Origin of the sequence: Geofilum sp. OHC36d9 (genome assembly GCF_052400685.1) — a bacterium.
GTDB lineage: Bacteria > Bacteroidota > Bacteroidia > Bacteroidales > Marinilabiliaceae > CAZHHH01.
The window spans coordinates 16,123-40,025 of sequence record NZ_JBQTGJ010000016.1 but is presented as its reverse complement, the minus strand read 5'-3'; the positions used below and the strand labels follow the sequence as shown (position 1 = coordinate 40,025).

Genomic DNA, 23,903 nt, shown 5'->3' with positions numbered 1-23,903 from the left:
ACAGGTTTTTTTTTTTGACACCAGGTCGTAAGATGCATCTTTTTTTAGGTGTTTTTTTAATGTTTTTTATGGGTCTAATAAAACAAGAATAGGGTAAATTTGCCCGGCAAATAAATATAGTTCCCAATTATGAGTGATCAGCTTAAGCATGAGTGTGGTATCGTCTTAATCAGGCTGCGTAAGCCTTTGGAGTATTATCAGGAGAAGTATGGTACCTGGCGCTATGGATTGAATAAGCTTTACCTTTTAATGGAAAAGCAACATAACCGTGGTCAGGATGGCGCCGGTGTGGTTAGCCTGAAAATTGACCAGCCTTCAGGTAAAAAGTACCTCTCACGTGCACGATCCAATCAATCCAACCCTATTCAGGATGTCTTTCAACATATTTATAACCATTTTGAATATGATGACGACCACCATCCTGATTTGTTTCAAAATCCGGCCTGGGCCAAAGAAAATTTGCCTTTTGTAGGGGAGCTTTATCTGGGCCATCTTCGCTACGGGACTTTTGGTAATAGTTCTATCGACTACGTTCATCCTGTGATGCGCGAGAATAACTGGCGGTCACGTAATCTGGTTTTGGCCGGTAATTTTAACCTGACCAATGTCGATGAAATTTTTAATGCGCTTATTGAGCTGGGGCAGCATCCCAAGGATTATACCGATACGGTTTCGATGCTCGAAAATATGGGCCATTTTTTGGATGAAGAAAATCAGATGCTTTTTCGTCAGTTTAAAAATGAAAAGTATTCGAATAGGGAAATATCGAGGTCAATTGAACAAAACCTGGATGTCAGGAAAATTTTGGAACGGTCAAGCAAACGATGGGATGGCGGGTATGTTATTGGCGGCCTGATCGGCCATGGCGATGCATTTGTAACCCGTGATCCGTGGGGTATACGTCCGGCGTCGTATTATTATGATGATGAGATCGTAGTGGTGGCATCTGAGAGACCTGTTATTCAAACAGCACTCAATGTTAGGGCTGTGGAAGTGAAAGAGCTGAAGCCAGGACATGCTTTAATTATCAAAAAGAATGGCGAAGTGTCTGAACAGATGGTCAGCGTGCCTCAGACACGTAAATCGTGCTCTTTTGAACGTATCTATTTTTCACGGGGAAGCGATAAAACTATTTATAGGGAGCGGAAAGAGCTGGGACGACTATTGGCGCCTAAGATCATGGACCTTATTGATGGGAATTTGAAGGACACGGTCTTTTCATATATTCCCAATACAGCCGAAACGGCTTTTTATGGAATGATGGAAGGCATTCGGTCAACGCTCACCACCTGGAAAATGGAACAGGTAAAGGCGCTGTGTCCTAATCCTGATCCTAAAAAACTGGATGAAATTTTAAGTCTTGAGCCCCGGGTTGAGAAAATTGCCATCAAGGATGTGAAAATGAGAACTTTTATCACCGCCGATTCTTCGCGTGATGACCTGGTGGCGCACGTTTACGACGTGACTTATGGCATTGTTCGTAATAATGTGGATACGTTGGTGATTATTGACGACTCAATAGTGCGGGGAACAACGCTGAAGAAAAGTATATTGAGGATTCTCGACCGTTTACATCCCAAGCGGATTATTGTGATTTCTTCCGCGCCTCAAATTCGTTATCCCGATTGTTATGGTATTGATATGGCACGGATGAGTGATTTTTGCGCTTTCTCGGCTGCCATTGAATTATTGAAAGATACCGGCCGTGAAGATATTATTGATTCAGTGTATGCTCAATGTCTGGCACAACGTAATTTGCCCAAGGAAGAGATTGTAAATTATGTCAAGGAAATTTATCGTCCTTTTACCGATGAACAAATTTCTGCAAAAATTGCTGAGATGCTAAAGCCTGAAGGTATTCATGCTGAAGTGGACATCCTTTATCAATCGGTTGAGAATTTACATAAAGCTTGTCCTAACGACTTGGGTGACTGGTATTTTACAGGTGATTATCCGACGCCTGGCGGCAATAAAGTCGTTAATACAGCATTTATTAATTTTGTGGAAGGTAATAAAGGGCGGGCTTATTAGTCTATGACTGACAGTCCGGCTTTTAACCATGTGAAGACATCTTGCGGGTGCACACCTGTTTTGATGTCTGAGCGTTGGTGCCCCAACCTTACGATGACTGCATTTTTCGATGGTATGATAAATATATATTGTCCTAAAATGCCGCGTGCGTATGGAATCGATTCTCCATCAATTTGAACAATCCACCACTGATAACCATAATAATTTACGGTGTTGTTTTGTTTGTCCTTCAGATACGTGGCCGGATGGGTCGCTTCTGCTATATAGGCTGAGTCAACTACTTGTTGGCCTTTCCAGTTGCCGTGGTTTAAAACTAATTGTCCTATGCGGGCAAAATCACGGGCATTGCTGTTAAAACAGCAGTATGCTTTTTCCATTCCGTTTTTATGATCGAGTGACCATAATGCATCTGATTCAGCACCCAGAGGTTGCCATAATTTTATGGCGGCGTATTGAGCAGGCGGTAAGCCTGTTGTTTGTTTTAGAATGAATGCCAGAAGTTGGGTGTCGCCGCTTCGGTATGAAAAGGTTTGCCCCGGTGTTGAGGCGATTTTTACGCCTTGCATTAATTTTGTTAAGTTATCGCCGTAGTAGGCTTGTGTTGTTACTGAAAAGGGTGAGCTGTAGGTTTCGTTCCAATCTGATGCCGAACTCATTGTAAGCAGATGCCGGAGGGTTAAGCCGTGACCATGTAAACGGGTAAATTCAGGCAGTAAACTTTCAATGGACTGATCAACACTGTTGATGTATCCGTCGTCAATGGCGCAACCGATGAGGAGGCTGATGATGCTTTTGGCCATCGAGAAGGAGTTGGTTTGTTGGGTCGTGTCGGCGGTGTCGGCGTAATATTCGTATATGAGTGAATCGTTTTGGATTGCGGTAAAAGCTGTGGTTTCTAAGGCTATAAGTGAGTCCTGTATTTCTTTTTGAAGTTGTTTTTTATTGTATTTTACCGAGAAAGGCCATGGCTCAGAGTTGGACGATTTCGTAACTACCCGGTTGTTGAATATTTTATGGTCTTCAATTCCAGGTAATTGATGAACCAAAGCGTTTTTTAAGTAATGTGGGAGAAAAAGCCATAACAGCAGTGGAATAAGAAGTGTGAGTAAACCTGCAATCTGTTTGGTTTTCTTTTTCATCGGGCTTTGTTTTCTGTGAGAAACTATGAATTCTTTTTAAAAGGATTGAGGTCCGATTTAGTATAGAGATCTGTTATTTTTGTTTGGGAGGTTCCCATTCTCTGATATGAATATCTTTGGGAAATGCTTCGGGTTTATAGATAGAACGGTTTCCCAGAGTTCTGAGGCATTCCTGTATGCCTTCGGCCACACTTGGATGGGGGTAAAATATTTTGAGAACCTCGCGCAAACTGTCGCCCTGATTGATGAGGTGGGCTACCGAAACGATGTAAGCCGAGGCTTGCGGACCTGAAGCACGCATTCCCAAAATGCGTTGGTTTTCGTCTTTGCTTACCAGTATTTTAATGAAGCCGGTGGTGCTTCGCATGGCAATGGCACGATTAATAAATTTATTTGAATAAAATGATACTTTATAAGGAATTCCTTTTTCCTGAAGCATCTTTTCGTTGGCACCAACAGCTGCTACCTCCGGTTTGAAAAACATCAGCGTGCTCATATGTGAGTAGTCCAGCGGATCGCCGGCTTTGTCAACCATCTTTTCAACGGCTTTACGTCCTTGCAACTCAGCCACGCTGTATAATTGAGCATGTCCTGAAACATCACCTGCGGCATAGATGTGTCCCGGCTTACCATTTATTAATACCTGACAACTACTATTGATGGTGAGAGTTCCCCGGTTGGTGGCCTCAAGGCCTGCTTTCTCTGGTTTCAGCATAGATAGATTCGATTCTCGGCCTATGGCTATAAATGCCACATCAACTTCGAGTACTTTGCTATGCCCGTCGTCATAGTCCATAATCACTTCAAGACAATCGGGGAGTTTGTTAATCGTTCTTAAATGTGCGGTGTGGTGAACGGTAACTCCGTTGTGGGTTAAATTATCCGATACATAATCGCTAACATCATCATCCTCATAAGGCAATACCCGGTTGGCACGGTCCAATAAATGCACTTCAGTTTGTTTGAAGTTGGAAAAGATAGTGGCGAATTCGCAACCGATAATTCCCGAGCCAATTATGAGCATTCGTTTGGGGAATTCTTTCAGCGAAAAAATATGATTGGAGTTTATGATGCGGGTCCCATCAATGTCTAAACCTGTATATTCACGCGGTTTGCTTCCGGTGGCAATAAGAATATGGCGTCCCTTTATTCTTTGTTCTCCCTCACTGGTTTTGACTAGGAAAGTGTGTGAATCCTCAAATTCGGCCATTCCTTTAACTAATTCGATATAACCTTTGGATTGTTTATTGCGAATGAACGTTTCAATTTCGCTGCGCATCTGGTATTGCTTTTCTTTGGCCGCTTGCATAATTGTATTCAGAACCTGTTTGTAATCGACCGTGAGTCCGCTGGCGCGGTAGCCCCTGTCAATTCTGGCGGCAATGGAATAGTCGAGTGATAGCTCATACATAGTTTTCGACGTTAAAGCGCCATTCATAATTCCGGCGCCACCCAAATGACCGCCTTCAATGAGACATACCTCCATTCCGAAATCAACGCCTCTTACAGCTGCTGAAAACCCTGCGGGACCGCTTCCTACAATTACCAGATCAAATTCTTTCATACCAAAAGTGATTGTTCAAATAAGTTGATTACTTAGTGTCTGTCCATAATCACCATGAATTTAAGCTGGTAAGTTCAACTTTAAGGTTTACGTCGCTCGAAAATAAATATTTTGAAGCTAGCGTAATGCAAATGCAGGACTTTACAGACAGACTCTATTTAGTCTGGGTCTAATTTAATGAAAAACCCTTACCTAGCCATACTGTTTTTAAGAAGATGAGCGGCCAATCGTTGTTTATTTTAAAAATTTTGCAAATTTTATTTTTGAACCGCATTTATCAGCCTTTTAAAAAATCTGATTTTATAGATGGGATAGTTTCTGTTTTAGGTCAGTAGTTCGAGTCGCAAAGATCAAATTAAAGGCTCGTTCAGTTCGGAAAATTTGAGGTTTTTGTCGTAATTGATCATCTTGAGTGCAAGCGTCACAATGTGGTTATATTTTATTGACCGGCGTTATCCTTGTTCCAACAATATTTTTACCCCTATACCTATTAATATAAGGCCCCCCAGAATTTCAACTTCTTTACCGAGCCATTTACCTGCTTTTTTCCCGAAGAGAGTTCCAAGCATGACGGCAAGATAGGTAAAGAAGCCAATGATAGCTATTGAAAGCCATATATTAACTTCAACAAAAGCAAAACTAAGGCCAACAACCAGTGCGTCGATGCTTGTGGCAATAGCAATGGCTACCACTATGCCGGGTTTAAACGGATCAAATTGACGTTGTTTTTTTTCTTTATTCAGACTTTCATAAATTAGCTTTATACCTATTAGCGTCAATAGACCGAAGGCTATCCAGCGGTGAAAAATTTCGGTTATGTTAATAAGTTGTGAGCCAATATACCAGCCGATTAGTGGCATGAGTGCCTGAAAAAAAGCCAGAACAATGGCAATTTTTGTGGCTTGCCAAAATTTGATGGTATTTGCAACCAAACCGGTGGTGACCGAGACCGCGAATGAGTCGAATGTTAAGCCAATTGAGATGAGTAGTAGTGAAGCTAAATTCATGATACGTCCCTTCCATTCGTGTTGAATGGAACGATAAGTTTTAGAATAAGTGATGTTCGTTTATTGGAGATAAGGATTGTTATGTAGGTTGCTTATTTGACGAAGCGATTAGTACAACGCAGATCCTTTAATTGTGGTTGAATAATTAGTGCTTGTCCATAAAGTAGAAATTTGAACTTTATAAACAAACTCTAATTAGTGCTTACAAGAAAACTCTTGAGTCAGTTTAAGAAAGCTTCATTTTTGAGACTTTCGAAGCTTTAAAAATTTGAATTTACTTCTGTAAATGGCCATTTTGAAAGCAGTCGTAACGAGAAAAATGGAGTTTCCTTGCTGGTGCTAATTAGTCATGTGTGTCGTTAGGATTGTAACTATCCACATGTCGGTTAATTTTAGCCTGATAGAGTTCTTTTATGGTGATGATGATGCCGGTTTCTTCCACGTCGCCAAATTCATCGTTAACAGCCGTTCCAAAAGTTTTCATTGATGGAGACAGATTCATGTATGCGTTGATCAGCGGAGGAATGTTTTCCCCCAATTCGCGAACTTTTTTACTCAGGCGTTTGTAGTCTTCGGCAAAGGATGTGCCGGTGAATATAGTCGCAGTTTCTTCGGGTGTGATGGTCGATTTTACCGGTATTTTAGGATATACCAAATTGTTTTTATCCCTGAAATAGATGCCCATAAAAGCTCTGATTAAATCTCTGGCCTCCAGATTGTATTGGGTGTACATGGTCACTTTTCCAAAGAAATATTTCATTTGCGGGTTGTTGACCATCAAAGAACCCAGACCATCCCACAGGTTGTCGAGTGCAAAAAGGCTTTTGGCTCCCATTTTGCTCGATTGGTAATTGGGTTGCACAAATGAACGTCCCAACTCAATGGTGTATGGGAGGTAGTTTTTTATAAATTCCTGTGAAAAATTAAACATGTGTGCCGTAGCCAGTCCCAGTTCGCCATGTTGGTCAAAGCCGACCTGGTCGCCCATGATATAACGGTAGCCTCCCAATATCTCTTTTTCGTTTGGATCCCAAACAATTAATTGTCGGTAGGGAACTTCGCACGTGTCATATTCATCCAGATCAGTTTCCAATCCTGTGCCGCCGCCGGCAGCTCTGAATGTCAGTTCTCTTAACCGTCCCACTTCTTTTAAGAGGTTGGGCGCTTCCTGCACTGAGAAGTCATAAATACGGTTATCCCCCTTATTGGTCTTTCTTACAAATATTTCTTTGCTTAGTTCTGCTTCAAGCAGATGACGTGGTACCGGGGGAATGACAGGTTTTATGTTGCTCATTTAATTATAGTATTAGTGCGCAAATTTAATCGTTTTTGGCTAATTGGTAGGCTGTTTCTTTGATTTTTTGAGCCCATTCGGTATGTGTTCCGCTGCTTGTAAGTTGTTGCCATGGTATGGGTGTCCCAAAATGAATGGTCAGGCTTTTTCCACGTTGTTTGTACATTTCGTCTGCGAGGTACAGCATTTCTATATTTATTTTTATGCCTAATCGTTTGCGTATATTGGCGAGATTATAGAAAAAGTTGGTGTTGCGTCCTGTTATATGAACCGGAATAATGTCGCGTTGGTGCTGGATGGCTTTTTTTACAAAATTCTTTTTCCATTGCAGATCAATAATTTTACCGTTTTGTTTTCGACTGACCAGACCGGCCGGAAACATGATTATTTGTGCCTCTGATGCGTAAGCTTCTTCAAGTTTGAGAGCTGCATTTTTTGAATGACCACCGTGTTTGTTAATTGGTAGAAAAATAGTATTCAGACCTTTTACATTCATCAAAATGTCGTTGACCGGGAATTTGATGTCTTTGAATTTTGTGCCAATTGCGGTTAATAATGCAATGCCATCCATCCCGCCAAGCGGATGGTTGGAGGCAAAAAGATACCGGCCGTTTTGAGGAATCTGATTGAGCCCCTTCGTCTGATAACTGATTTCGAAATCGGACAAAATGAATTCTGAAAACTCAAGGCCTTTTTTGCCTTTGGCACGATCAAGAAAACCGTTTAGGTCGTTTTGATGAACAATGTGTTTTAAATATCGGATAATAAAGCCGGGGAGAGTTCTCAGAAGTTTTGGGTTTTTGTCGGCAATCACTTTTTCTACGTCTATGCGCAAAGCTTGCTCTTCATTTTTCGCTTCTTGATTCACTTTCTTTTTTGTTTTTTCGTCGGCAACAATATTACGAATTTTTATAGAAATGGTTTCTCTGCTATTGATTTTTCTCAATTAGTTGGGATATTCTTCCTTTTATTTTTGGTTTTCCATTTGTTGGATAGTTGGGATTTCTTTTAGAAATCCCAATAAAATAAAATTATATTGCTTTGAAATTGGCTTTGATTTAAAATAAAGTGGGGCATTGTGGTTGATTGTGGGGTAAAAATATTATACCTTTACCAACTAAACCATACAAAAGGTAATGATCACATTTATAGGTGATTTTGAATGTAAAGCCGATGTCAAGGGACGTGTCGTGATGCCTGCTGCTTTTAAAAAAGCGCTGGGTGTTGATGATGCGCGTTTCGTGGTGCGTAAGGATTTATTTGAAAAATGCCTGGTGATTTATCCTTATACTTATTGGGAGGAAGAGTTGGTTAGGCTGCGCAGTCGATTGAATTCATACAACCGGGCACATAAACAGTTTTTGCGTGATTTTTTTCGCGGGTCGGCAGAAGTAATGCTTGATGCCAACGGGCGGATTCTGATTCCAAAACGTTTAATGGATTCGGTGGAAGCCGGACGTGAAGTCGTTCTGGTGGGAGTTGATCGTTGTATTGAATTATGGTCGTTGGATATATACCAATCTATGGGCGATGAGTCTGAACGTCTGGCAGGACAGGCTGAATTGTTTTTGAGTGAAAATGGGAGGTCAGACGAAAATTTAGATAGTTGACATGAGTGAAATGTATCATATACCGGTGCTTTTGCATCAATGCATTGATGGGTTGAATATTAACCCGCAGGGTGTTTATGTTGATGTGACTTTTGGTGGTGGAGGACACAGTCGTGCCATTCTTGAAAAGTTGGGGCCTAAGGGGCGCTTGGTGGTGTTTGATCAGGATGAGGATGCCTGGGCTAACCGTTTAGACGACAAAAGAGTGGTTTTTGTCAGACATAATTTTCGGTATCTGTATCATTTTCTGAAATATCTTGATCTAATGCCAGTGGATGGTATACTGGCCGATTTGGGAGTCTCGTCACATCATTTCGATGTGGCTGAACGTGGTTTCTCGTTCCGTTTTGACGGGGCACTGGACATGCGGATGAATCGTAATATGAAGCTAACGGCTGCTGATGTTTTGAATAATTATGCCGAAGCACAACTGGCCGAATTGTTTAAATTTTATGGGGAAGTGACGTCGGCTCGCCGTTTGGCAGCACAAATTGTGAAAAGCAGGGAGGCGCATTTGTTTGCTACCACCGGTGATCTTAAAGAAATAGCTGGTTTGTTCGCCCCTAAAAGGGATGCTGCTCGTTTTTTGTCGCAGGTTTTTCAAGCATTGCGTATCGAAGTAAATGGTGAAATGGATGCTTTGCGGGAAATGCTTCAGAAAACGGTCGAGGTTTTACGGCCCCGAGGTAGGTTGGTTATTATGTCGTATCATTCGTTGGAAGACAGGATGGTGAAGAATTTTATGCGAACGGGCGATGTCACCAAAGCTCAGGCTGAAACTAATATTTACGGTCATGCGGAGGTTCCTTTTAAAGTGATAACACGAAAGTTGATCGTTCCTTCAGAACAGGAGATTAATGGTAATCCGCGCGCCCGGAGTGCCCGGTTGCGAATTGCTGAACGATGGTAGTTGAATGTTAACTGGTATGAAAGAGTTTGATACAACAGGTACAGAATTAGACGAAAAGAAAATAACACTTCGTGACATTATTAATGGGAGTTTTTTTAGTAAAAGTTCCTTGTCGAATCACTGGCCTTTTCTTGTATTTGCCGTGTTTCTTGCCATGATTTATATCAATAATCACTATGCGGTTGAGAAATTGCTTAAGGAGCAGGTTGCGCTTAATTATGAGTTAAAGGAGCTTAAATATGAGGCTATAACAACTTCTTCGGAGTTGATGCAGATGAGCCGGCAGTCGGAAGTGCTGAGCAAAGTTGAGCAGGCCGGATTGGGGTTGGAAGTGTTAAAAACGCCGCCACGAATTTTAAAAGTTGAAGAATAAAATCGGAGGAATAAAATGACCATAAGACGAAGTATTATTTTCAGGGTGGGGATTGTATATATCTTCTTTCTGGGGCTAGCTTTATGGTTAATTGTTGAATTGTTTCGGCTAAAAGTAATTAATGCCGATGAGTGGAAGTCACAGGTTCGTAGCATTGAACAATCTGAGAATATCGTGGCTGCCAACCGCGGTGATATTCTTGATAAAAATGGTATGAAACTGGCCTGCTCGGTTCCAAGCTACAGGCTTTATATGGATATGTTGGCCGAGGGGCTTACCAACGATAAGTTTAACCGTAATGTTGATTCTCTGGCCATTTGTTTGTCTCGTTTTTTTAAGGATAAAAGTGCGAATGGTTATAAGCAGGAGTTACGATTGGCCCGTCAGAAAGGGGCGCGTTATTACAGGGTGAATCCCCGACGTATATCTTATACCCAATTGCAAAAAGTAAAGCAGTTTCCGATATTCAGAGAGGGGCGTAATAAAGGAGGATTTATTCCCGAACAATATGATACCCGTCAGTTACCCTTTGGCTCGCTGGCTGCACGAACCATTGGAAAACTTTATGGTGAAAGTTCCAAGGGCGGGATGTTGGGGCTCGAAAGAGCTTATGATGATGAGCTCATGGGAACGCCGGGAACCAGCACTATGAAGCGGATTTCTGGTCGCTGGGTACCTGAAGTGGTTGTTCCGCCCGTTGATGGGTTGGATGTGGTTACAACTATTGATATTGCCATTCAGGATGTGGCTGAACATGCGTTGCGTAAGCAGTTGCATAAACATGATGCCGATCACGGTGTGGCGGTACTGATGGAAGTAAAAACCGGCGCTGTCAGGGCTATTGTAAATCTTCACCGGAATGGATCGGGTGTTTATATAGAAGATTATTTTAACTATGCCATTGGCGAGTCAACAGAACCTGGATCGACTTTTAAATTGGCTACAATAATGGCGGCTTTGGAGGATCACACGGTTCGTTTAACCGACACTGTTGACACAGAGAATGGCGCATATCGATACTACGACCGGGTAATGCGTGATAGCCATCGTGGCGGGTATGGAAAAATATCCATTAGAGAGGCGTTTGAAAAGTCGTCGAATATCGGTATGTCGAGGATGATTGTTGATCGGTATAAAAGTCAGCCCAGACGTTTCGTTGACCGTTTATATGCAATGGGGCTCAATGAAAAACTGGGCATTGAAATAAAGGGAGAAGGGATTCCTGAAATAAAGTATCCGGGCGATAATTCCTGGTCGGGGGTTACTTTACCCTGGATGTCTATTGGTTATGAGGTGAAGATGACGCCGCTACAAATACTTACACTTTATAATGCGGTAGCTAATAAGGGTAAAATGGTGAAGCCCATGTTTGTGGAGGGCCTTTCAAAGCACGGTCGAATGGTCGATCGTTTTCAGCCTAAGGTGCTAAATCCATCGATTGCTTCTCTCACAACCATCGAACAGGCACGACAGTTACTTGAAGGGGTTGTAGAACGTGGAACCGCCACAAATATCAGAAACAATAAATATTCAATTGCCGGAAAAACAGGGACGGCTCAGGTGGCAAAAGGGAGCTCAGGTTATAAAAATGGCGGGGTCGAATATCAGGCTTCGTTTGTAGGATATTTTCCCGCTGATAAACCCCGGTATTCTTGTATTGTTGTTGTAAATGCGCCGTCGAATCATGTGTATTATGGCAATGTAGTAGCAGGAACGGTTTTTCGTGAAATTGCCGATCGTGTTTATGCGGCCGATTATGAGTTGAGAAAGAAGAGTGACGCCCCTCAGATTGTTTCGACGGGTGTTTTTCCATATTCAAAGGGCGGACCGGTAGAGGATTTGTCACTTATTTTTGATGCGCTTAATTTTCCTGTAATTGAAAAAAGTCCACTCAAAGAATGGGTCTCTACGTTGGCTGTTGATACCGGCGTCGTGTTTCGACCCAAGCCCATTCCGTCGGGTGTTGTTCCTTCCGTTATAGGGATGGGTGCCAAAGATGCGGTGGCTGTGCTTGAAAATGTGGGATTGAATGTTTATATACAGGGGGTAGGCCGTGTTGTTTCGCAATCGATGGCAGCGGGGACGCCATACCGTAGAGGTGGCACTATATTTTTGAAATTGGATTAATGTAAGTTGAACCTGAGGGTCGCTATAAATATATTGCTTATGAGGCATCTTGATGAGTATTTAAACCTGCTGAAGGTGGATGAAATGGTAGGAGATGGGAATCCAATGGTCGAATCCATTGTTTTTGATTCCAGGAAAGCTGCTGCCAATACAGTTTTTGTCGCTATGCGGGGGACAGCCGTCGATGGCCATCAGTTTATTTCAAAAGCGGTGGCCGCAGGTTGTAGCGCTGTGATTTGTGAAGAGTTACCGGAAACGGTCGATCCCGACGTGATTTATGTGCGGGTCGATGATTCGGCTGAGGCTTTGGGTTTATTGGCTGCTTGTCATTTTAACCGGCCTTCTGAAAAATTAAAAGTGGTTGGTGTTACCGGAACCAATGGTAAAACAACGATTGCCTCTTTGTTGTATCGGTTGGCTATGAATATGGGATTTAAAGCTGGTCTTTGTTCCACGGTGGTTAATTGCATTGCTGAGGAAAAGGTTGAAGCAACGCATACTACGCCAGATGTCTTGATGCTTAATGAGTTGATGGCAAGGATGGTTGACGTAGGCTGTGAATATTGCTTCATAGAAGTGAGTTCTCATGCAGTGGCTCAGAAACGTATTAATGGTATTCAGTTTGCCGGCGGAATTTTCACGAACCTGACTCATGATCATCTGGATTATCATAAGACGTTTGAGGCTTATCTGAAAGCAAAAAAATGTTTTTTTGATGCATTGCCGGCTGATGCTTTTGCCCTATCCAATCGGGATGATAAAAATGGGGCCGTTATGCTGCAAAATTGTAAGGCTGTTAAGAAATATTATTCGGCTCGCGAAATGGCCGATTTTCGGGTGAAGGTGATTGAGAATCTGTTTGAAGGAATGCAGCTTGAATTGAATAATAAGGAGGTGTGGACGCCTTTTATTGGTCGTTTTAACGCGTCCAATCTGGTGGCCGTTTATGGGGCTGCTGTTTTATTGGGATGGGACAGCGAGGATTTATTGCCGCAAATGAGCCGTCTGAAACCGGTTGATGGCCGGTTTGAAACTTTCAGAAGCAAAGAGGGTGTGACCGCGGTAGTCGATTATGCCCATACGCCCGATGCTCTAAAAAATGTGTTGGAAGCTTTGAATCAAATACGCCAACCCCACAATGAACTGATAACGGTGGTGGGGGCCGGTGGAAACAGAGATCCGTTTAAGCGACCAGTAATGGCGGCTGAAGCTGTCAAAGCCAGTTCTAAAGTTATTTTGACCTCCGATAACCCTCGTTTTGAAGAGCCGGAAACCATCATTCAGCAGATGTTTGAGGGCGTTCAGCCCACCGACCGTTCACGTGTGATCTCAATTACCAACCGTAAGGAAGCTATCAGGGCCGCTTGTTCTATGGCCCGTCAGGGCGATGTGGTTTTGATTGCCGGGAAAGGTCACGAAACCTATCAGGAAGTAAAAGGCGTTCGTACCCATTTTGACGACCGTGAAATTATTAAGGATTTTTTTGAACATCAATAATACTCTTTGCCATGCTTTTTTCTTTTTTTGAATATTTACAATCACTTAGTTTTCCTGGTGCCGGGATGTTTCAATACATCACATTTCGGTCAGGATTGGCCGTTATTGTTGCGCTTCTTTTAGGAACGGTGATTGGGAAACGTGTTATCAGGTTGTTGCAAAAACAACAAGTAGGAGAGGTGGTTCGTGATCTGGGGCTGGAAGGTCAATACCAGAAAAAGGGAACTCCAACCATGGGGGGGATCATTATTATTGTTTCTATTCTAATTCCGGTATTGTTGTTTGGCCGTCTTAATAATGTGTATATCATTTTAATGATTGTTTCTACATTGTGGCTTGGTATTATTGGTTTTGTAGATGATTATATTAAAGTCTTCAAAAAGAATAAAGAGGGATTGGCGGGCAGATTTAAAATTTTAGGTCAGGTTGGGCTTGGTTTGATTGTTGGTTTAACGCTTTATTTTAACGATGGGGTGGTTGCCCGTATTTCTACGCCGGTAGAAGGCCCGGGTATTGTGGAAGTGGCAGAAGGTGAGATGCCGGAAGTGGTTACGGAAACCATTCATGCGCCGGTAACCAATGTCCCATTTTTTAAAAATAATCGTCTTGATTATACTTCTATTGTAGGATTTTTGGGCGAGCACGCCAGAAGTTGGGGCTGGGTAATTTTTGTCCTTGTGGTTATTTTTATTATCACGGCAGTGTCCAATGGTGCTAATATGACGGATGGTCTGGATGGCCTGGCCACCGGCGTTTCATCAATTATTGGGGTGACACTGGGAATTTTTGCCTATTTGTCGGGTCACGTGGTGTATGCCGATTACCTGCAAATTATGTTTATCCCCGAATCGCAGGAGTTGGTGGTGTTTATGAGTGCCTTTATTGGTGCCACGATCGGATTTTTATGGTACAACTCATTCCCGGCACAGGTGTTTATGGGCGATACAGGGAGCCTTACTTTGGGTGGCATTATTGCTGTATTTGCCATTTTGATTCGTATTGAATTATTGATTCCTATTCTTTGCGGTGTCTTTTTGGTTGAAAATATTTCCGTGATGATGCAGGTTTCTTACTTTAAATATACAAAACGAAAATATGGTGAAGGTCGCCGCATATTTAAAATGGCACCTTTGCATCACCATTATCAAATGAAAGGTTATCCTGAATCGAAAATTGTAACCCGGTTTTGGATTGTTAGCATCATTTTGGCAGTCTTGACTATTGTAACACTTAAAATCAGGTAATGATGCAAAACGAACTGGTTATATTAGGAGGAGGGGAAAGTGGTGTTGGCGCCGCTTTGTTGGCAAAAGCCAGAGGTATTGATGTTTTTGTGTCAGATAAAGGGACCTTATCTGATCATTATCGCGATGAATTGACCCAAAATGAGATTCCTTTTGAAGAAGGTGGTCACTCTCAGACGCGAATTCTTAAGGCGGCTGAGGTTGTTAAAAGTCCTGGGATACCTGAAAGTACGCCGTTGATAATGGCATTAAAAGAGATTGGTATTCCAATTATTTCTGACATTGAACTGGCAGGGCGGTATTCAAAGGCCCGGATGATCGGCATAACTGGAAGCAACGGCAAAACCACCACCACTATGTGGCTGCATCATACGTTAAAACAGGCTGGTGTTGATGCTGTTTTGGCCGGAAATGTGGGTGTTAGTCCTTGTCGAACGCTGGCCCGTCGTGACCCGCAGTGTTTTGTTATTGAGCTGAGTAGTTTTCAACTCGACGTTATGTTTCGGTTCCGTTGTAACACGGCCATCTTAACAAATATTACGCCCGACCATTTGGATCGGTACGATCATAAATTTAAAAATTATATTAACGCCAAGTTACGGATTCTTCGGAATCAGACGCCTGATGATGTTTTTATTTTTGGAGGTGACGATCCGGTGCTTAAAACTAACCTAAAAGATGTGAAGCCGGTTTCTCAATGGTTGTCTTTTTCGGCGACCAATGATGCTGCGGCAAAAGTTCAGGGCGAAAATATGGTGCTTAATTTTAAAGGGTTAACATTGGTGATGCCGGTGGCTGATATTTCGCTTAAGGGTCGTCACAATCTTTATAATGCCATGGCCGTTGGTTTGGCGGCCTTTAGTATGGGACTTCCACCGGAAGATGTACGCGCTGGGCTGATGTCTTTCGAAGGCGTTGAACACAGACTGGAGCCGGCCGGTGTTGTTAATGGGGTGACTTATATTAACGATTCAAAAGCCACTAATATTGATTCAACCTGGTATGCTTTGGAGAGCATGACGAAACCGGTGATTTGGATAGCCGGTGGCACAGATAAGGGTAACGACTATTCAACGTTACTTGAGTTGGTCAGGCAAAAGGTGAAGGCGTTGGTGTGCATGGGCGTTGATAACTCAAAATTGGAGAAGGCTTTCTCCGGCGAAGTGTCGTATGTTGCAAATACCGCATCATTGGATGCTGCGATGAAGGAAGCTTCACGTCTGGCGGAACCAGGTGATGTGGTATTGCTGTCTCCGGCCTGTGCCAGTTTCGATTTGTTTAATAATTATGAGCATCGTGGACAACAGTTTAAAACATGGGTGTTGAATAATGCAAAAGAATTGAAATGAGTGGATTTGTCAGGAAATATATGAAGGGTGATACCGCTATTTGGTGGATCATCATTATTCTGTCCATTGCATCCCTGTTGTCGGTATACAGTGCCACAGGTTTTTTGGCCTATAAAATGCAGGGGGGTAATACGTCGTATTATCTTTTTAAGCAGTTTGTATCTCTGGGGGTAGGTATTGGTATTATTATCCTGATGCTGAATGTTAAGTTGAATTGGGTGGCTGGGTTATCGGCTTTGGCGTTATATGTTTCGGTGGGTTTGTTACTGATAACGTTGGTTATGGGAGTAAATCTGAATGAAGCATCCCGATGGTTAACCATCCCCGGAATTGGCATTACATTTCAACCTTCCGAAATGGCCAAACTTACATTAATTGTTTATGTGGCTAATATACTGTCACGCTATCAAAAGGATGATGAGCCTGCCAGGGAAGCCTTCTGGCCGGTATTGATCCATGTGGGGCTGGTGGCAGGCCTGATTTTTACCGAGAACCTTTCAACGGCATTGCTCATTGTTGCCGTTAGTGCAGCTATGATGTTTGTGGGGCGTGTGCCTTTTAAATATTTGTTTGCCACCGGGTTCGTCATTATTGGTCTGGTGGCTTTGGTGCTGGTTTTTGCCAATCATGTTGATTTCCTGCCACGGGCAAAAACGTGGTCTTCACGCGTGGAACAGTTCTTTAACCCGGAGTTAGCCGGACCCGCTTCTACGTATCAGGCCGACCAAAGTAAAATTGCCATCGCTTCGGGTGGTTTTTTTGGTAAGGGGCCGGGTAATAGCGTTCAACGTAATTTTTTACCCCATCCTTACAGCGATTTTATTTATGCTATTATTGCCGAAGAATATGGCATGTTTGGCGCCTTGATTATTATGTTTTGTTATGTATTATTGTTGGCCAGAGTGGGTGTGCTGGTAAGTTCGAGTAAGCGTACCTTTCCCGCTTTTATGGCTTTTGGGTTAGGGCTCATGCTGGCGTCTCAGGCTTTTATTAACATGGGGGTGGCCGTTGGTGTTTTCCCTGTTACCGGACAGCCATTGCCATTGGTTAGCCTCGGTACCACTTCGGTTTTATTTACCTGTGTGGCCTTTGGTTTGATATTAAGTGTCAGTCGCCATAATATGGAACAGAAAGAATTGGAAACACAAACAAATACAGAAACAGCGACCATTAATCCGGAAGCTTAAATGTTAAGAAGATGATTGAACAACCACATATTATTATTAGCGGCGGTGGAACCGGCGGACATATTTTTCCTGCTATTGCCATCGCCGATGCGCTGAAGCGGGAGATGCCCGATTGCAAAATTCTTTTTGTGGGCGCTAAAGGAAGAATGGAGATGGAGAAGGTGCCTGCCGCTGGCTATGAAATTGTTGGTTTGCCGGTGGCCGGGTTTCAACGACGCATCACATTAAAAAATATTACTTTCTTTTTCAAATTGGCGGCCAGTATGTGGCAATCGTGGCGTATTATTCGTCGTTTTAAACCATTAGTGGCAGTTGGGGTGGGCGGTTATGCCAGTGGCCCGGTACTGCGGGCCGCATCAGCTAAAGGAGTGCCAATTTTGATACAGGAGCAAAATAGTTATCCCGGGGTTACCAATAAAATTTTGGCTCGTAAGGCGGCGGCTATTTGTGTGGCTTATCCCGATATGGATCGTTTTTTTCCAAAAGAGAAGATCGTATTTACCGGAAATCCTGTGCGTTCTATACTATCTTCTAATCTTGAGAAAAATGAAGGGTATAAATATTTTGGCTTGAATCCCGCATTTTCTACTATTCTTGTTGTTGGCGGTAGCCTTGGCGCCCGAAGTATCAATCAGGGATTGCTCTGTCGTATAGAGGAATTACAGGGATTACCTGTTCAGGTGTTATGGCAAACCGGAAAGTATTATTATGACGATATTGAAGCTGCTATGGCCGTAAAAGAGCTTGAAAATGTGAAAATGATGGCCTTTGTCAAGCGGATGGATCTGGCTTATGCCATTGCTGATGTGGTGGTATCGCGTGCCGGAGCTAGTACGATTAGTGAGTTGGCTCTGCTTGGTAAGGCGGCCGTGCTGGTGCCTTCGCCTAATGTATCGGAAGATCATCAGACAAAAAATGCCATGGCACTGGTGAATGTTAACGCTGCTGTGTTGGTGAAGGATGATTTGACCGACGACAATCTATTGCCTGAAGCCTTGCGGATACTTAATAATGACGGTTTGCGTGCCAAGTTGGAGAAGAATGTGCGGGTATTGGCCCGTCCGGCTGCCGACAGAGATATTGCCCTGGAGGTGATGAAAATTATTGACAAAAAACAAACTAATTAGAATCGGAAATGTTTCATCCTGATATGTTTAAACGTGTTTGGCTGGTGGGTATTGGAGGAATTGGCATGAGTGCCCTGGCTCGTTATTTTCATCGTATGCAGATGCCTGTAGCTGGTTACGATCGCACCCCTTCGGTTGTGACTGATGCTTTGGTGGCTGAGGGGATAGAAGTGTTTTTTTCTGATGACCCGGAATTAATTCAAAATTCTTTTCGAAATAGGGCAGGCACATTGGTTATATATACACCAGCAGTGCCTGCCTCGCAACGTCAGTTACTTTATTTTCGAGAACAAAATTTTGTTGTTCAGAAGCGTTCGGAAGTATTGGGATTGATAACACGGGGTTCTGAAGCTATTTGTGTAGCGGGAACACATGGTAAAACAACTATATCGACGCTTGTCGCGCATTTGTTTCGCGACAGTGTTAATGGTTGTACGGCTTTTTTAGGGGGTATTTCGAAAAATTTTGGCACCAATTTTCTCTTGGACGAAAAATCGCCTTTTGTCGTTTTGGAGGCTGATGAATTCGATCGCTCTTTTTTACATTTAACACCATCAATCGCGTTGGTATCAGCAGTTGACGCTGACCATTTGGATATTTATGGCGATCGTGATGAGGTAAGAAAGGCTTTTGTCGATTTTGCTTTACGTATTCCTCAAGGCGGTACTTTGGTGGCGAAGGCCGGATTGGATATTACCTGGCAGTTGAACGACGGGGTTGAATTGGTTACCTATTCGGCAACAGATGAGGCTGATTTTTATGCCACCAATATCGTTCTGAAAAATGATGGGACTTATTCTTTTTCGTTGGTAACGCCTAAAGGGACAATTAATGACCTCAATATGGGAATTCCGGGTATGCTCAATGTTGAAAATGCTGTGGGAGCCTGCGCTCTGGCGTTACTAAAGGGGGTGAAGCCTTTGGAGCTGACTCGTGCTTTGCCGGTGTTTAAAGGAATAGCCCGGCGGTTCGATACCCATATTAAGAGCAATAATCTGGTTTATATTGACGATTATGCGCATCATCCCGAAGAAATTAGAGCCACACTTAACAGCATTAGGGCTATTTATCATCATTTTCGGTTGGTTGGGGTTTTTCAACCACACCTTTATTCCCGGACTCGTGATTTTGCAGAGGCATTTGGTCAGGTTTTGAGCATGCTGGATGAGTTGTATTTATTGGATATTTATCCGGCGCGTGAAGAACCGATACCCGGTGTCGATTCGAAGTTGATAGGGCAATATATTCATAATATCCCGGTTTGGTATGGCTCACGTGATCAGTTAATTACGAATTTGAAATACAGATCACCAATGGTATTGGTAAGTATGGGAGCCGGTGATATTGACCGGCTTGTGCACCCGTTGACGCAATGGTCGAAGCTACAGGCAGGTGTTTAATAAAATATGAATTGAATGATTGTAATGAACACGTCTGTTGATAAATAAGTTGTTTTGGGCTTCAACAGTCGGATAAAAAAGAATATATTTAGTGCTTGTGGTAGATAGTAAAGCTTCATATTTGAACTTGTGAAGTTTGAAACGGTGACATCAAAAAAAATATCGTTTTCATTCAGATACCATAATTCTACAATTTGTTAATAGATCATTGATTGATGAACAGATGGACAAACATATTAAAGTGGGTATTGTTACTGGCTTATTTTCCGGTGATGCTTTCGTTTGTGTCGTTTAGTCGTCGGACCACAATTTGTTCAGATATTAAAGTGGTGGTTAAGGATAGCCTGTCAATGCGGTTTGTTGATTCGGAGGAGATACGGGCTTCACTTATCAAGAAATATCCCGAGATGCTTGGCTTTGGGCTTAATCATATTAATTTTAATGAGGTTGAGGATTATGTGACTAAACATAAAGCAGTAAAGTCTTGCGAGGTTTATGAAACGTTGAAAGGAGTGGTACATGTCGAGGTAAAACAACATGTGCCAATGTTGCGGTTGTTTGCTTCGGATGGAAGTTATTATCTTGATAAGGCAGGCGATCGTATTCCGGTTTCAAAGCGTTATGCTGCCCGTACATTAGTGGTTAACGGAACAATACCTCATGATTTGAATGATTTGCTGAATGTGGGGCGTATTATTACCGAAGATGATTTTTGGAATGCGCAGTTTGAGCAGATTTATATTCGACGTAACAACGATTATATTTTGGTGCCCCGTGTGGGGGACCATCAGATTTTGCTGGGCCCCCCGGTTCGCGTAGCTGAAAAGCTCAGAAACTTAAAAGCTTTATATGAGCAGGGGTTGTCGCCAACGGAATGGAATGATTATAAATGGATTAATTTGAAATATAAGAATCAGGTTCTTTGTTCACGGAACCGAAATTGGTAACAGTTGTGTTATCTTTCTTTAAAATATTAAGCATAGAAGTAAAAACTTAAGTGCGATGAATCAAAATTTTAGACTTTTAGCATCAGTTGATATTGGCACAACAAAAGTAGTGGCTACGGTGGCCCGTAAATATAATGACGGACAAATTGAAGTGTTGGGGATCGAGAGAACTCCTTCGTCCGGTGTTCGGCATGGTGTGATATTAAATATTGAGGAGACGGTGAATGCCATTCGTAAGGTGATTGATAGCCTGGAAAACCGATTGTCGATAAGGATATCGGAAGTGTATGTCGGGTTGTCTGCTTATTCTATGAAAAGCGTTACCAATCGTTGCTACCGTTTTATTGACGAAGACAAAGAGATTACTTCATTCGATATAGAGCAACTGCGTCAGGATAGCTATAGGCTGCCGTTAGAGCCGGGCGAAAAAATTATTCATGTGATTCCGCAGGATTATATCGTGGATAATGAATTGGCAGAAGGGAGGCCTGTGGGTATGTTCGGGCATCGTTTGGAAGGTATCTTTCATGTGATTATTGGACGCGTTAATGCCATCCGGAATATTGAAAAATGTTTAGTCCGAGCCGGATTAAGTTTGGCTGGGTTGGTTTTGGAGCCGCTGGCTTCGGCTTATGGTGTGCTATCCGAAGAGGAGATGGAAGCCGGTGTTGTCGTGGTTGATATTGGTGGAGGAACCACTGATGTGGCTCTGTTCTGCGATGGAGTCGTCCGATACACCGGTGTCGTGCCGTTTGGAGGGAATGTGGTTACCTCTGATATTAAAGAAGGTTGTTCTGTAATTCAGAAGCAAGCTGAGGCATTGAAGGTTCAGTTTGGCTCTGCTATGGGCGAAATGACGCGGAAAGACATGGTGGTTGCCATTCCGGGAATGCCAGGCTGGGAGCCAAAGGAAATATCATGTCGTAGTCTGGCTTGTATTATTCAGGCACGCATGGAAGAAATTGTGGAATACGTCGCACATCATATCGGGAAAAGTGGCTTCTACGAAAAGTTGGGGGCTGGGATTGTGTTAACCGGTGGCGGGGCTCTGCTAAACCATTTGGCACAATTGGTAAAGCTAAAAACGGGACTGGATGTCAAAATAGGGTCGCCTGTCAATTTTCTGTCCAATGAGGAGGTTTCTTCCGCCGAAATGCCTTTGTTGTCGTCGGGGATTGGATTACTTGTGGCTTCATCGGTTTTTACAACCCAAAAAGTGGTGGAACAAAAGTTGTTTGAAAGCCCCGAAGAAGAGGATAATGATATTTCGCGTCAGCGCCCGGTTAGGAAAAAGACTAAAAAAGCTGCTTCAAAAGGCAAAGGAAGTAAGGATAGCACCTATAGCACAGGCGATTTGTTTGGCAATTGGAAAAATAAAATTGTCGGTATTTTTGAGGAACGGGATGTTGAAATGTAAGATATAGTGGCTGTGCATAAAGAAGTCGGGAGCATGAGATAGAAATTTTAGATTTAAGGCTCACGCAAATCAAAAAAAGTGAGATTACAGGTGTCGACGACTATTTTGAGAGCACATAGTAACGTAAAATAGAATTTTATAGACAAATTATATAAAAGTGTCTAAAAGATAGAATTATGACAGACGATTTAATGAGTTTTGAGATTCCGAGCACTCGCTCATCTATCATAAAAGTGATTGGTGTGGGTGGTGGCGGAAGTAATGCTGTCAATTATATGTATGGCCTCGGAATTAAGGATGTTAATTTTGTGGTGTGTAATACCGATGCGCAGGCTTTGGCCAATAGCCCGGTGCCAGTAAAGGTTCAGCTGGGTAGCTCACTGACCGAAGGGAGGGGAGCCGGTAATAAACCGGAGAAAGGACGACAGTCGGCCATCGAGAGTATTCAGGATGTGACGCGTGTGTTGGAGGATAATACCAAAATGGTTTTTATCACAGCCGGGATGGGCGGAGGTACAGGTACCGGTGCGGCACCTGTCATTGCCAAAGCCGCAAAGGATATGGGTATTTTAACGGTCGGAATAGTTACCATTCCGTTTCGATTTGAAGGTTTGGTGCGCATTAATCAGGCTATTGATGGCATCTCGGAAATGGAAAAGTATGTCGATTCGTTGTTGATTATTAATAATGAGAGATTGCGTGATATGTACGGCGATCTGAAGCTTAGTAATGCTTTTTCTAAAGCTGATAACGTTTTAGCGACGGCAGCAAAAGGTATCGCTGAAATCATTACGGTACATGGCTATATTAACGTTGACTTTGCCGATGTTGAAACGGTGATGAAGGACAGTGGCGTATCAGTGATGGGTTCAGGAACAGGAAGTGGCGAGTTTCGTGCTATCGATGCAATTCAGGCGGCACTGGAGTCGCCTTTGCTCAATAGTAATAATATTAGTGGCGCGCGTAATATATTGCTTAATATTACTTCCGGAGTTGATGAAATCAGAATGGACGAAGTGGGTAAAATAACTGACTATGTGCAGGATGTTGTAGGCCATTCGGCTTCTATTATTTGGGGTACCGGAACCAATGAAGCACTGACCGACGAGGTGGTGGTCACAATTATTGCCACCGGCTTTGCCTATAGTAATGTTATGGAGGCTGCAGCATCTGAGCCCGAAAATACCGTGACCCGTTTTGAAATGGATGTGGAAGGTAATGTGCATCCTTCTGAAGAAGATTTTGACATTGAACTTGAATTTGAAGAGGAAAATGCCGACTTGTCAGATTTGCCGCCACGCGTTGTTACCTTTAATGATGTAAGCAAAGAGAAAGAACGTAAAATTGATTTGTTGTACGGTTCCAAAGATAAACAGTCTGATTTTGATGCCGATGGCGGATTGTCTTCGCCGGGGGCTGATGTGTTTGCCAACGAAATAGAAATTGGGCATGATCAGCCGCAGGTGGATGTGGATGAACTTAATGATGAGAAGCGCATTGAGGAAATGGAAAATGTTCCGGCTTATAAGCGACGGAAATTAAAGGGTGGGGCAAAGGATGAGGATGCCCCTTTAGCGTCTAAGATCTCACGTTTTACTATTTCTGACAATGGATCTGGTAAGCCTAAGATTACAGGCAATAATCGATTTCTTCACGATAATGTAGACTAAATTTACCGCT

Annotated in this window: 19 protein-coding genes; 14 read left to right on the top strand and 5 right to left on the bottom strand. The window is 42.8% G+C overall.

The window, feature by feature from the left end; genetic code table 11:
* The first annotated feature begins 129 nt into the window (after positions 1-129).
* A complete protein-coding gene (locus ACT3CD_RS13760; RefSeq protein WP_444646220.1) occupies positions 130-2,031 on the top strand; it encodes an amidophosphoribosyltransferase in 1,902 nt (633 codons plus the stop codon).
* On the opposite strand, the gene ACT3CD_RS13755 is transcribed toward ACT3CD_RS13760, so the two are convergent.
* The 5 genes from ACT3CD_RS13755 to ACT3CD_RS13735 all read right to left on the bottom strand — a co-directional run bounded on the left by ACT3CD_RS13755 (position 2,028) and on the right by ACT3CD_RS13735 (position 7,981).
* Positions 2,028-3,170 (bottom strand): serine hydrolase domain-containing protein, encoded by a 1,143-nt coding sequence (locus tag ACT3CD_RS13755; protein WP_444646219.1) that lies wholly within the window; start codon positions 3,168-3,170, stop codon positions 2,028-2,030. The two genes, ACT3CD_RS13760 and ACT3CD_RS13755, sit on opposite strands and share 4 nt — an antisense overlap.
* 73 nt (positions 3,171-3,243) lie before the next feature.
* A complete protein-coding gene (locus ACT3CD_RS13750) occupies positions 3,244-4,734 on the bottom strand; it encodes a dihydrolipoyl dehydrogenase family protein (RefSeq protein ID WP_444646218.1) in 1,491 nt (496 codons plus the stop codon).
* A 452-nt stretch (positions 4,735-5,186) separates the two neighbouring features.
* Entirely contained in the window at positions 5,187-5,741 is a 555-nt protein-coding gene (locus ACT3CD_RS13745) for a manganese efflux pump MntP (protein WP_444646217.1), read from the bottom strand.
* A 343-nt stretch (positions 5,742-6,084) separates the two neighbouring features.
* The gene (locus tag ACT3CD_RS13740) at positions 6,085-7,035 is read right to left on the bottom strand and encodes a GNAT family N-acetyltransferase (protein WP_444646216.1); all 951 of its coding nucleotides are present in this window, start codon (positions 7,033-7,035) and stop codon (positions 6,085-6,087) included.
* 25 nt (positions 7,036-7,060) lie between these two features.
* Positions 7,061-7,981 carry a 1-acyl-sn-glycerol-3-phosphate acyltransferase gene (locus tag ACT3CD_RS13735; protein ID WP_444646215.1) on the bottom strand — a complete coding sequence of 307 codons (921 nt, stop codon included), beginning with the start codon at positions 7,979-7,981 and terminating at the stop codon, positions 7,061-7,063.
* A 190-nt stretch (positions 7,982-8,171) separates the two neighbouring features.
* Here ACT3CD_RS13735 and ACT3CD_RS13730 point away from each other — a divergent pair, with 190 nt between their 5' ends.
* The 13 genes from ACT3CD_RS13730 to ftsZ all read left to right on the top strand — a co-directional run bounded on the left by ACT3CD_RS13730 (position 8,172) and on the right by ftsZ (position 23,893).
* Positions 8,172-8,645: a division/cell wall cluster transcriptional repressor MraZ gene (locus tag ACT3CD_RS13730; protein WP_444646214.1), complete on the top strand. Its 474-nt coding sequence runs from the start codon at positions 8,172-8,174 to the stop codon at positions 8,643-8,645.
* 1 nt (position 8,646) lies between these two features.
* Positions 8,647-9,555 carry a 16S rRNA (cytosine(1402)-N(4))-methyltransferase RsmH gene (rsmH, locus tag ACT3CD_RS13725; protein WP_444646213.1) on the top strand — a complete coding sequence of 303 codons (909 nt, stop codon included), beginning with the start codon at positions 8,647-8,649 and terminating at the stop codon, positions 9,553-9,555.
* 16 nt (positions 9,556-9,571) lie between these two features.
* Positions 9,572-9,928 (top strand): FtsL-like putative cell division protein, encoded by a 357-nt coding sequence (locus tag ACT3CD_RS13720; protein WP_444646212.1) that lies wholly within the window; start codon positions 9,572-9,574, stop codon positions 9,926-9,928.
* Between the two features lie 15 nt (positions 9,929-9,943).
* Positions 9,944-12,055, top strand: a complete 2,112-nt coding sequence (locus tag ACT3CD_RS13715) for a penicillin-binding protein (protein ID WP_444646211.1) — start codon at positions 9,944-9,946, stop codon at positions 12,053-12,055.
* Between the two features lie 39 nt (positions 12,056-12,094).
* The gene (locus ACT3CD_RS13710; protein ID WP_444646210.1) at positions 12,095-13,552 is read left to right on the top strand and encodes a UDP-N-acetylmuramoyl-L-alanyl-D-glutamate--2,6-diaminopimelate ligase; all 1,458 of its coding nucleotides are present in this window, start codon (positions 12,095-12,097) and stop codon (positions 13,550-13,552) included.
* An 11-nt stretch (positions 13,553-13,563) separates the two neighbouring features.
* Positions 13,564-14,796, top strand: coding sequence for a phospho-N-acetylmuramoyl-pentapeptide-transferase (mraY, locus tag ACT3CD_RS13705; protein WP_444646209.1), 1,233 nt, complete (start codon positions 13,564-13,566; stop codon positions 14,794-14,796).
* Positions 14,796-16,145, top strand: coding sequence for a UDP-N-acetylmuramoyl-L-alanine--D-glutamate ligase (gene murD / locus ACT3CD_RS13700; protein ID WP_444646208.1), 1,350 nt, complete (start codon positions 14,796-14,798; stop codon positions 16,143-16,145). The genes mraY and murD overlap by 1 nt, the downstream gene beginning before the upstream one ends.
* A complete protein-coding gene (locus tag ACT3CD_RS13695; protein ID WP_444646207.1) occupies positions 16,142-17,332 on the top strand; it encodes an FtsW/RodA/SpoVE family cell cycle protein in 1,191 nt (396 codons plus the stop codon). The genes murD and ACT3CD_RS13695 overlap by 4 nt, the downstream gene beginning before the upstream one ends.
* Before the next feature lie 11 nt (positions 17,333-17,343).
* Positions 17,344-18,459, top strand: a complete 1,116-nt coding sequence (murG, locus tag ACT3CD_RS13690) for an undecaprenyldiphospho-muramoylpentapeptide beta-N-acetylglucosaminyltransferase (protein WP_444646206.1) — start codon at positions 17,344-17,346, stop codon at positions 18,457-18,459.
* Between the two features lie 8 nt (positions 18,460-18,467).
* Positions 18,468-19,859 carry a UDP-N-acetylmuramate--L-alanine ligase gene (gene murC / locus ACT3CD_RS13685; protein ID WP_444646205.1) on the top strand — a complete coding sequence of 464 codons (1,392 nt, stop codon included), beginning with the start codon at positions 18,468-18,470 and terminating at the stop codon, positions 19,857-19,859.
* A gap of 215 nt (positions 19,860-20,074) precedes the next feature.
* A complete protein-coding gene (locus ACT3CD_RS13680) occupies positions 20,075-20,806 on the top strand; it encodes a cell division protein FtsQ/DivIB (RefSeq protein ID WP_444646204.1) in 732 nt (243 codons plus the stop codon).
* Positions 20,807-20,861: 55 nt separating this feature from the next.
* Complete coding sequence (gene ftsA, locus ACT3CD_RS13675; protein WP_444646203.1) at positions 20,862-22,223, top strand: cell division protein FtsA; 1,362 nt, start codon at positions 20,862-20,864, stop codon at positions 22,221-22,223.
* Positions 22,224-22,399: 176 nt separating this feature from the next.
* Complete coding sequence (ftsZ, locus tag ACT3CD_RS13670) at positions 22,400-23,893, top strand: cell division protein FtsZ (protein WP_444646202.1); 1,494 nt, start codon at positions 22,400-22,402, stop codon at positions 23,891-23,893.
* Positions 23,894-23,903 lie beyond the last annotated feature (10 nt).

Coding starts and splice junctions, on each gene's coding strand:
- ACT3CD_RS13760 (WP_444646220.1), top strand. CDS start 130: ATGAGTGATCAGCTTAAGCATGAGTGTGGTATCGTCTTAATCAGGCTG.
- ACT3CD_RS13755 (WP_444646219.1), bottom strand. CDS start 3,170: ATGAAAAAGAAAACCAAACAGATTGCAGGTTTACTCACACTTCTTATT.
- ACT3CD_RS13750 (WP_444646218.1), bottom strand. CDS start 4,734: ATGAAAGAATTTGATCTGGTAATTGTAGGAAGCGGTCCCGCAGGGTTT.
- ACT3CD_RS13745 (WP_444646217.1), bottom strand. CDS start 5,741: ATGAATTTAGCTTCACTACTACTCATCTCAATTGGCTTAACATTCGAC.
- ACT3CD_RS13740 (WP_444646216.1), bottom strand. CDS start 7,035: ATGAGCAACATAAAACCTGTCATTCCCCCGGTACCACGTCATCTGCTT.
- ACT3CD_RS13730 (WP_444646214.1), top strand. CDS start 8,172: ATGATCACATTTATAGGTGATTTTGAATGTAAAGCCGATGTCAAGGGA.
- rsmH (WP_444646213.1), top strand. CDS start 8,647: ATGAGTGAAATGTATCATATACCGGTGCTTTTGCATCAATGCATTGAT.
- ACT3CD_RS13720 (WP_444646212.1), top strand. CDS start 9,572: ATGAAAGAGTTTGATACAACAGGTACAGAATTAGACGAAAAGAAAATA.
- ACT3CD_RS13715 (WP_444646211.1), top strand. CDS start 9,944: ATGACCATAAGACGAAGTATTATTTTCAGGGTGGGGATTGTATATATC.
- ACT3CD_RS13710 (WP_444646210.1), top strand. CDS start 12,095: ATGAGGCATCTTGATGAGTATTTAAACCTGCTGAAGGTGGATGAAATG.
- mraY (WP_444646209.1), top strand. CDS start 13,564: ATGCTTTTTTCTTTTTTTGAATATTTACAATCACTTAGTTTTCCTGGT.
- murD (WP_444646208.1), top strand. CDS start 14,796: ATGATGCAAAACGAACTGGTTATATTAGGAGGAGGGGAAAGTGGTGTT.
- ACT3CD_RS13695 (WP_444646207.1), top strand. CDS start 16,142: ATGAGTGGATTTGTCAGGAAATATATGAAGGGTGATACCGCTATTTGG.
- murG (WP_444646206.1), top strand. CDS start 17,344: ATGATTGAACAACCACATATTATTATTAGCGGCGGTGGAACCGGCGGA.
- murC (WP_444646205.1), top strand. CDS start 18,468: ATGTTTCATCCTGATATGTTTAAACGTGTTTGGCTGGTGGGTATTGGA.
- ACT3CD_RS13680 (WP_444646204.1), top strand. CDS start 20,075: ATGAACAGATGGACAAACATATTAAAGTGGGTATTGTTACTGGCTTAT.
- ftsA (WP_444646203.1), top strand. CDS start 20,862: ATGAATCAAAATTTTAGACTTTTAGCATCAGTTGATATTGGCACAACA.
- ftsZ (WP_444646202.1), top strand. CDS start 22,400: ATGACAGACGATTTAATGAGTTTTGAGATTCCGAGCACTCGCTCATCT.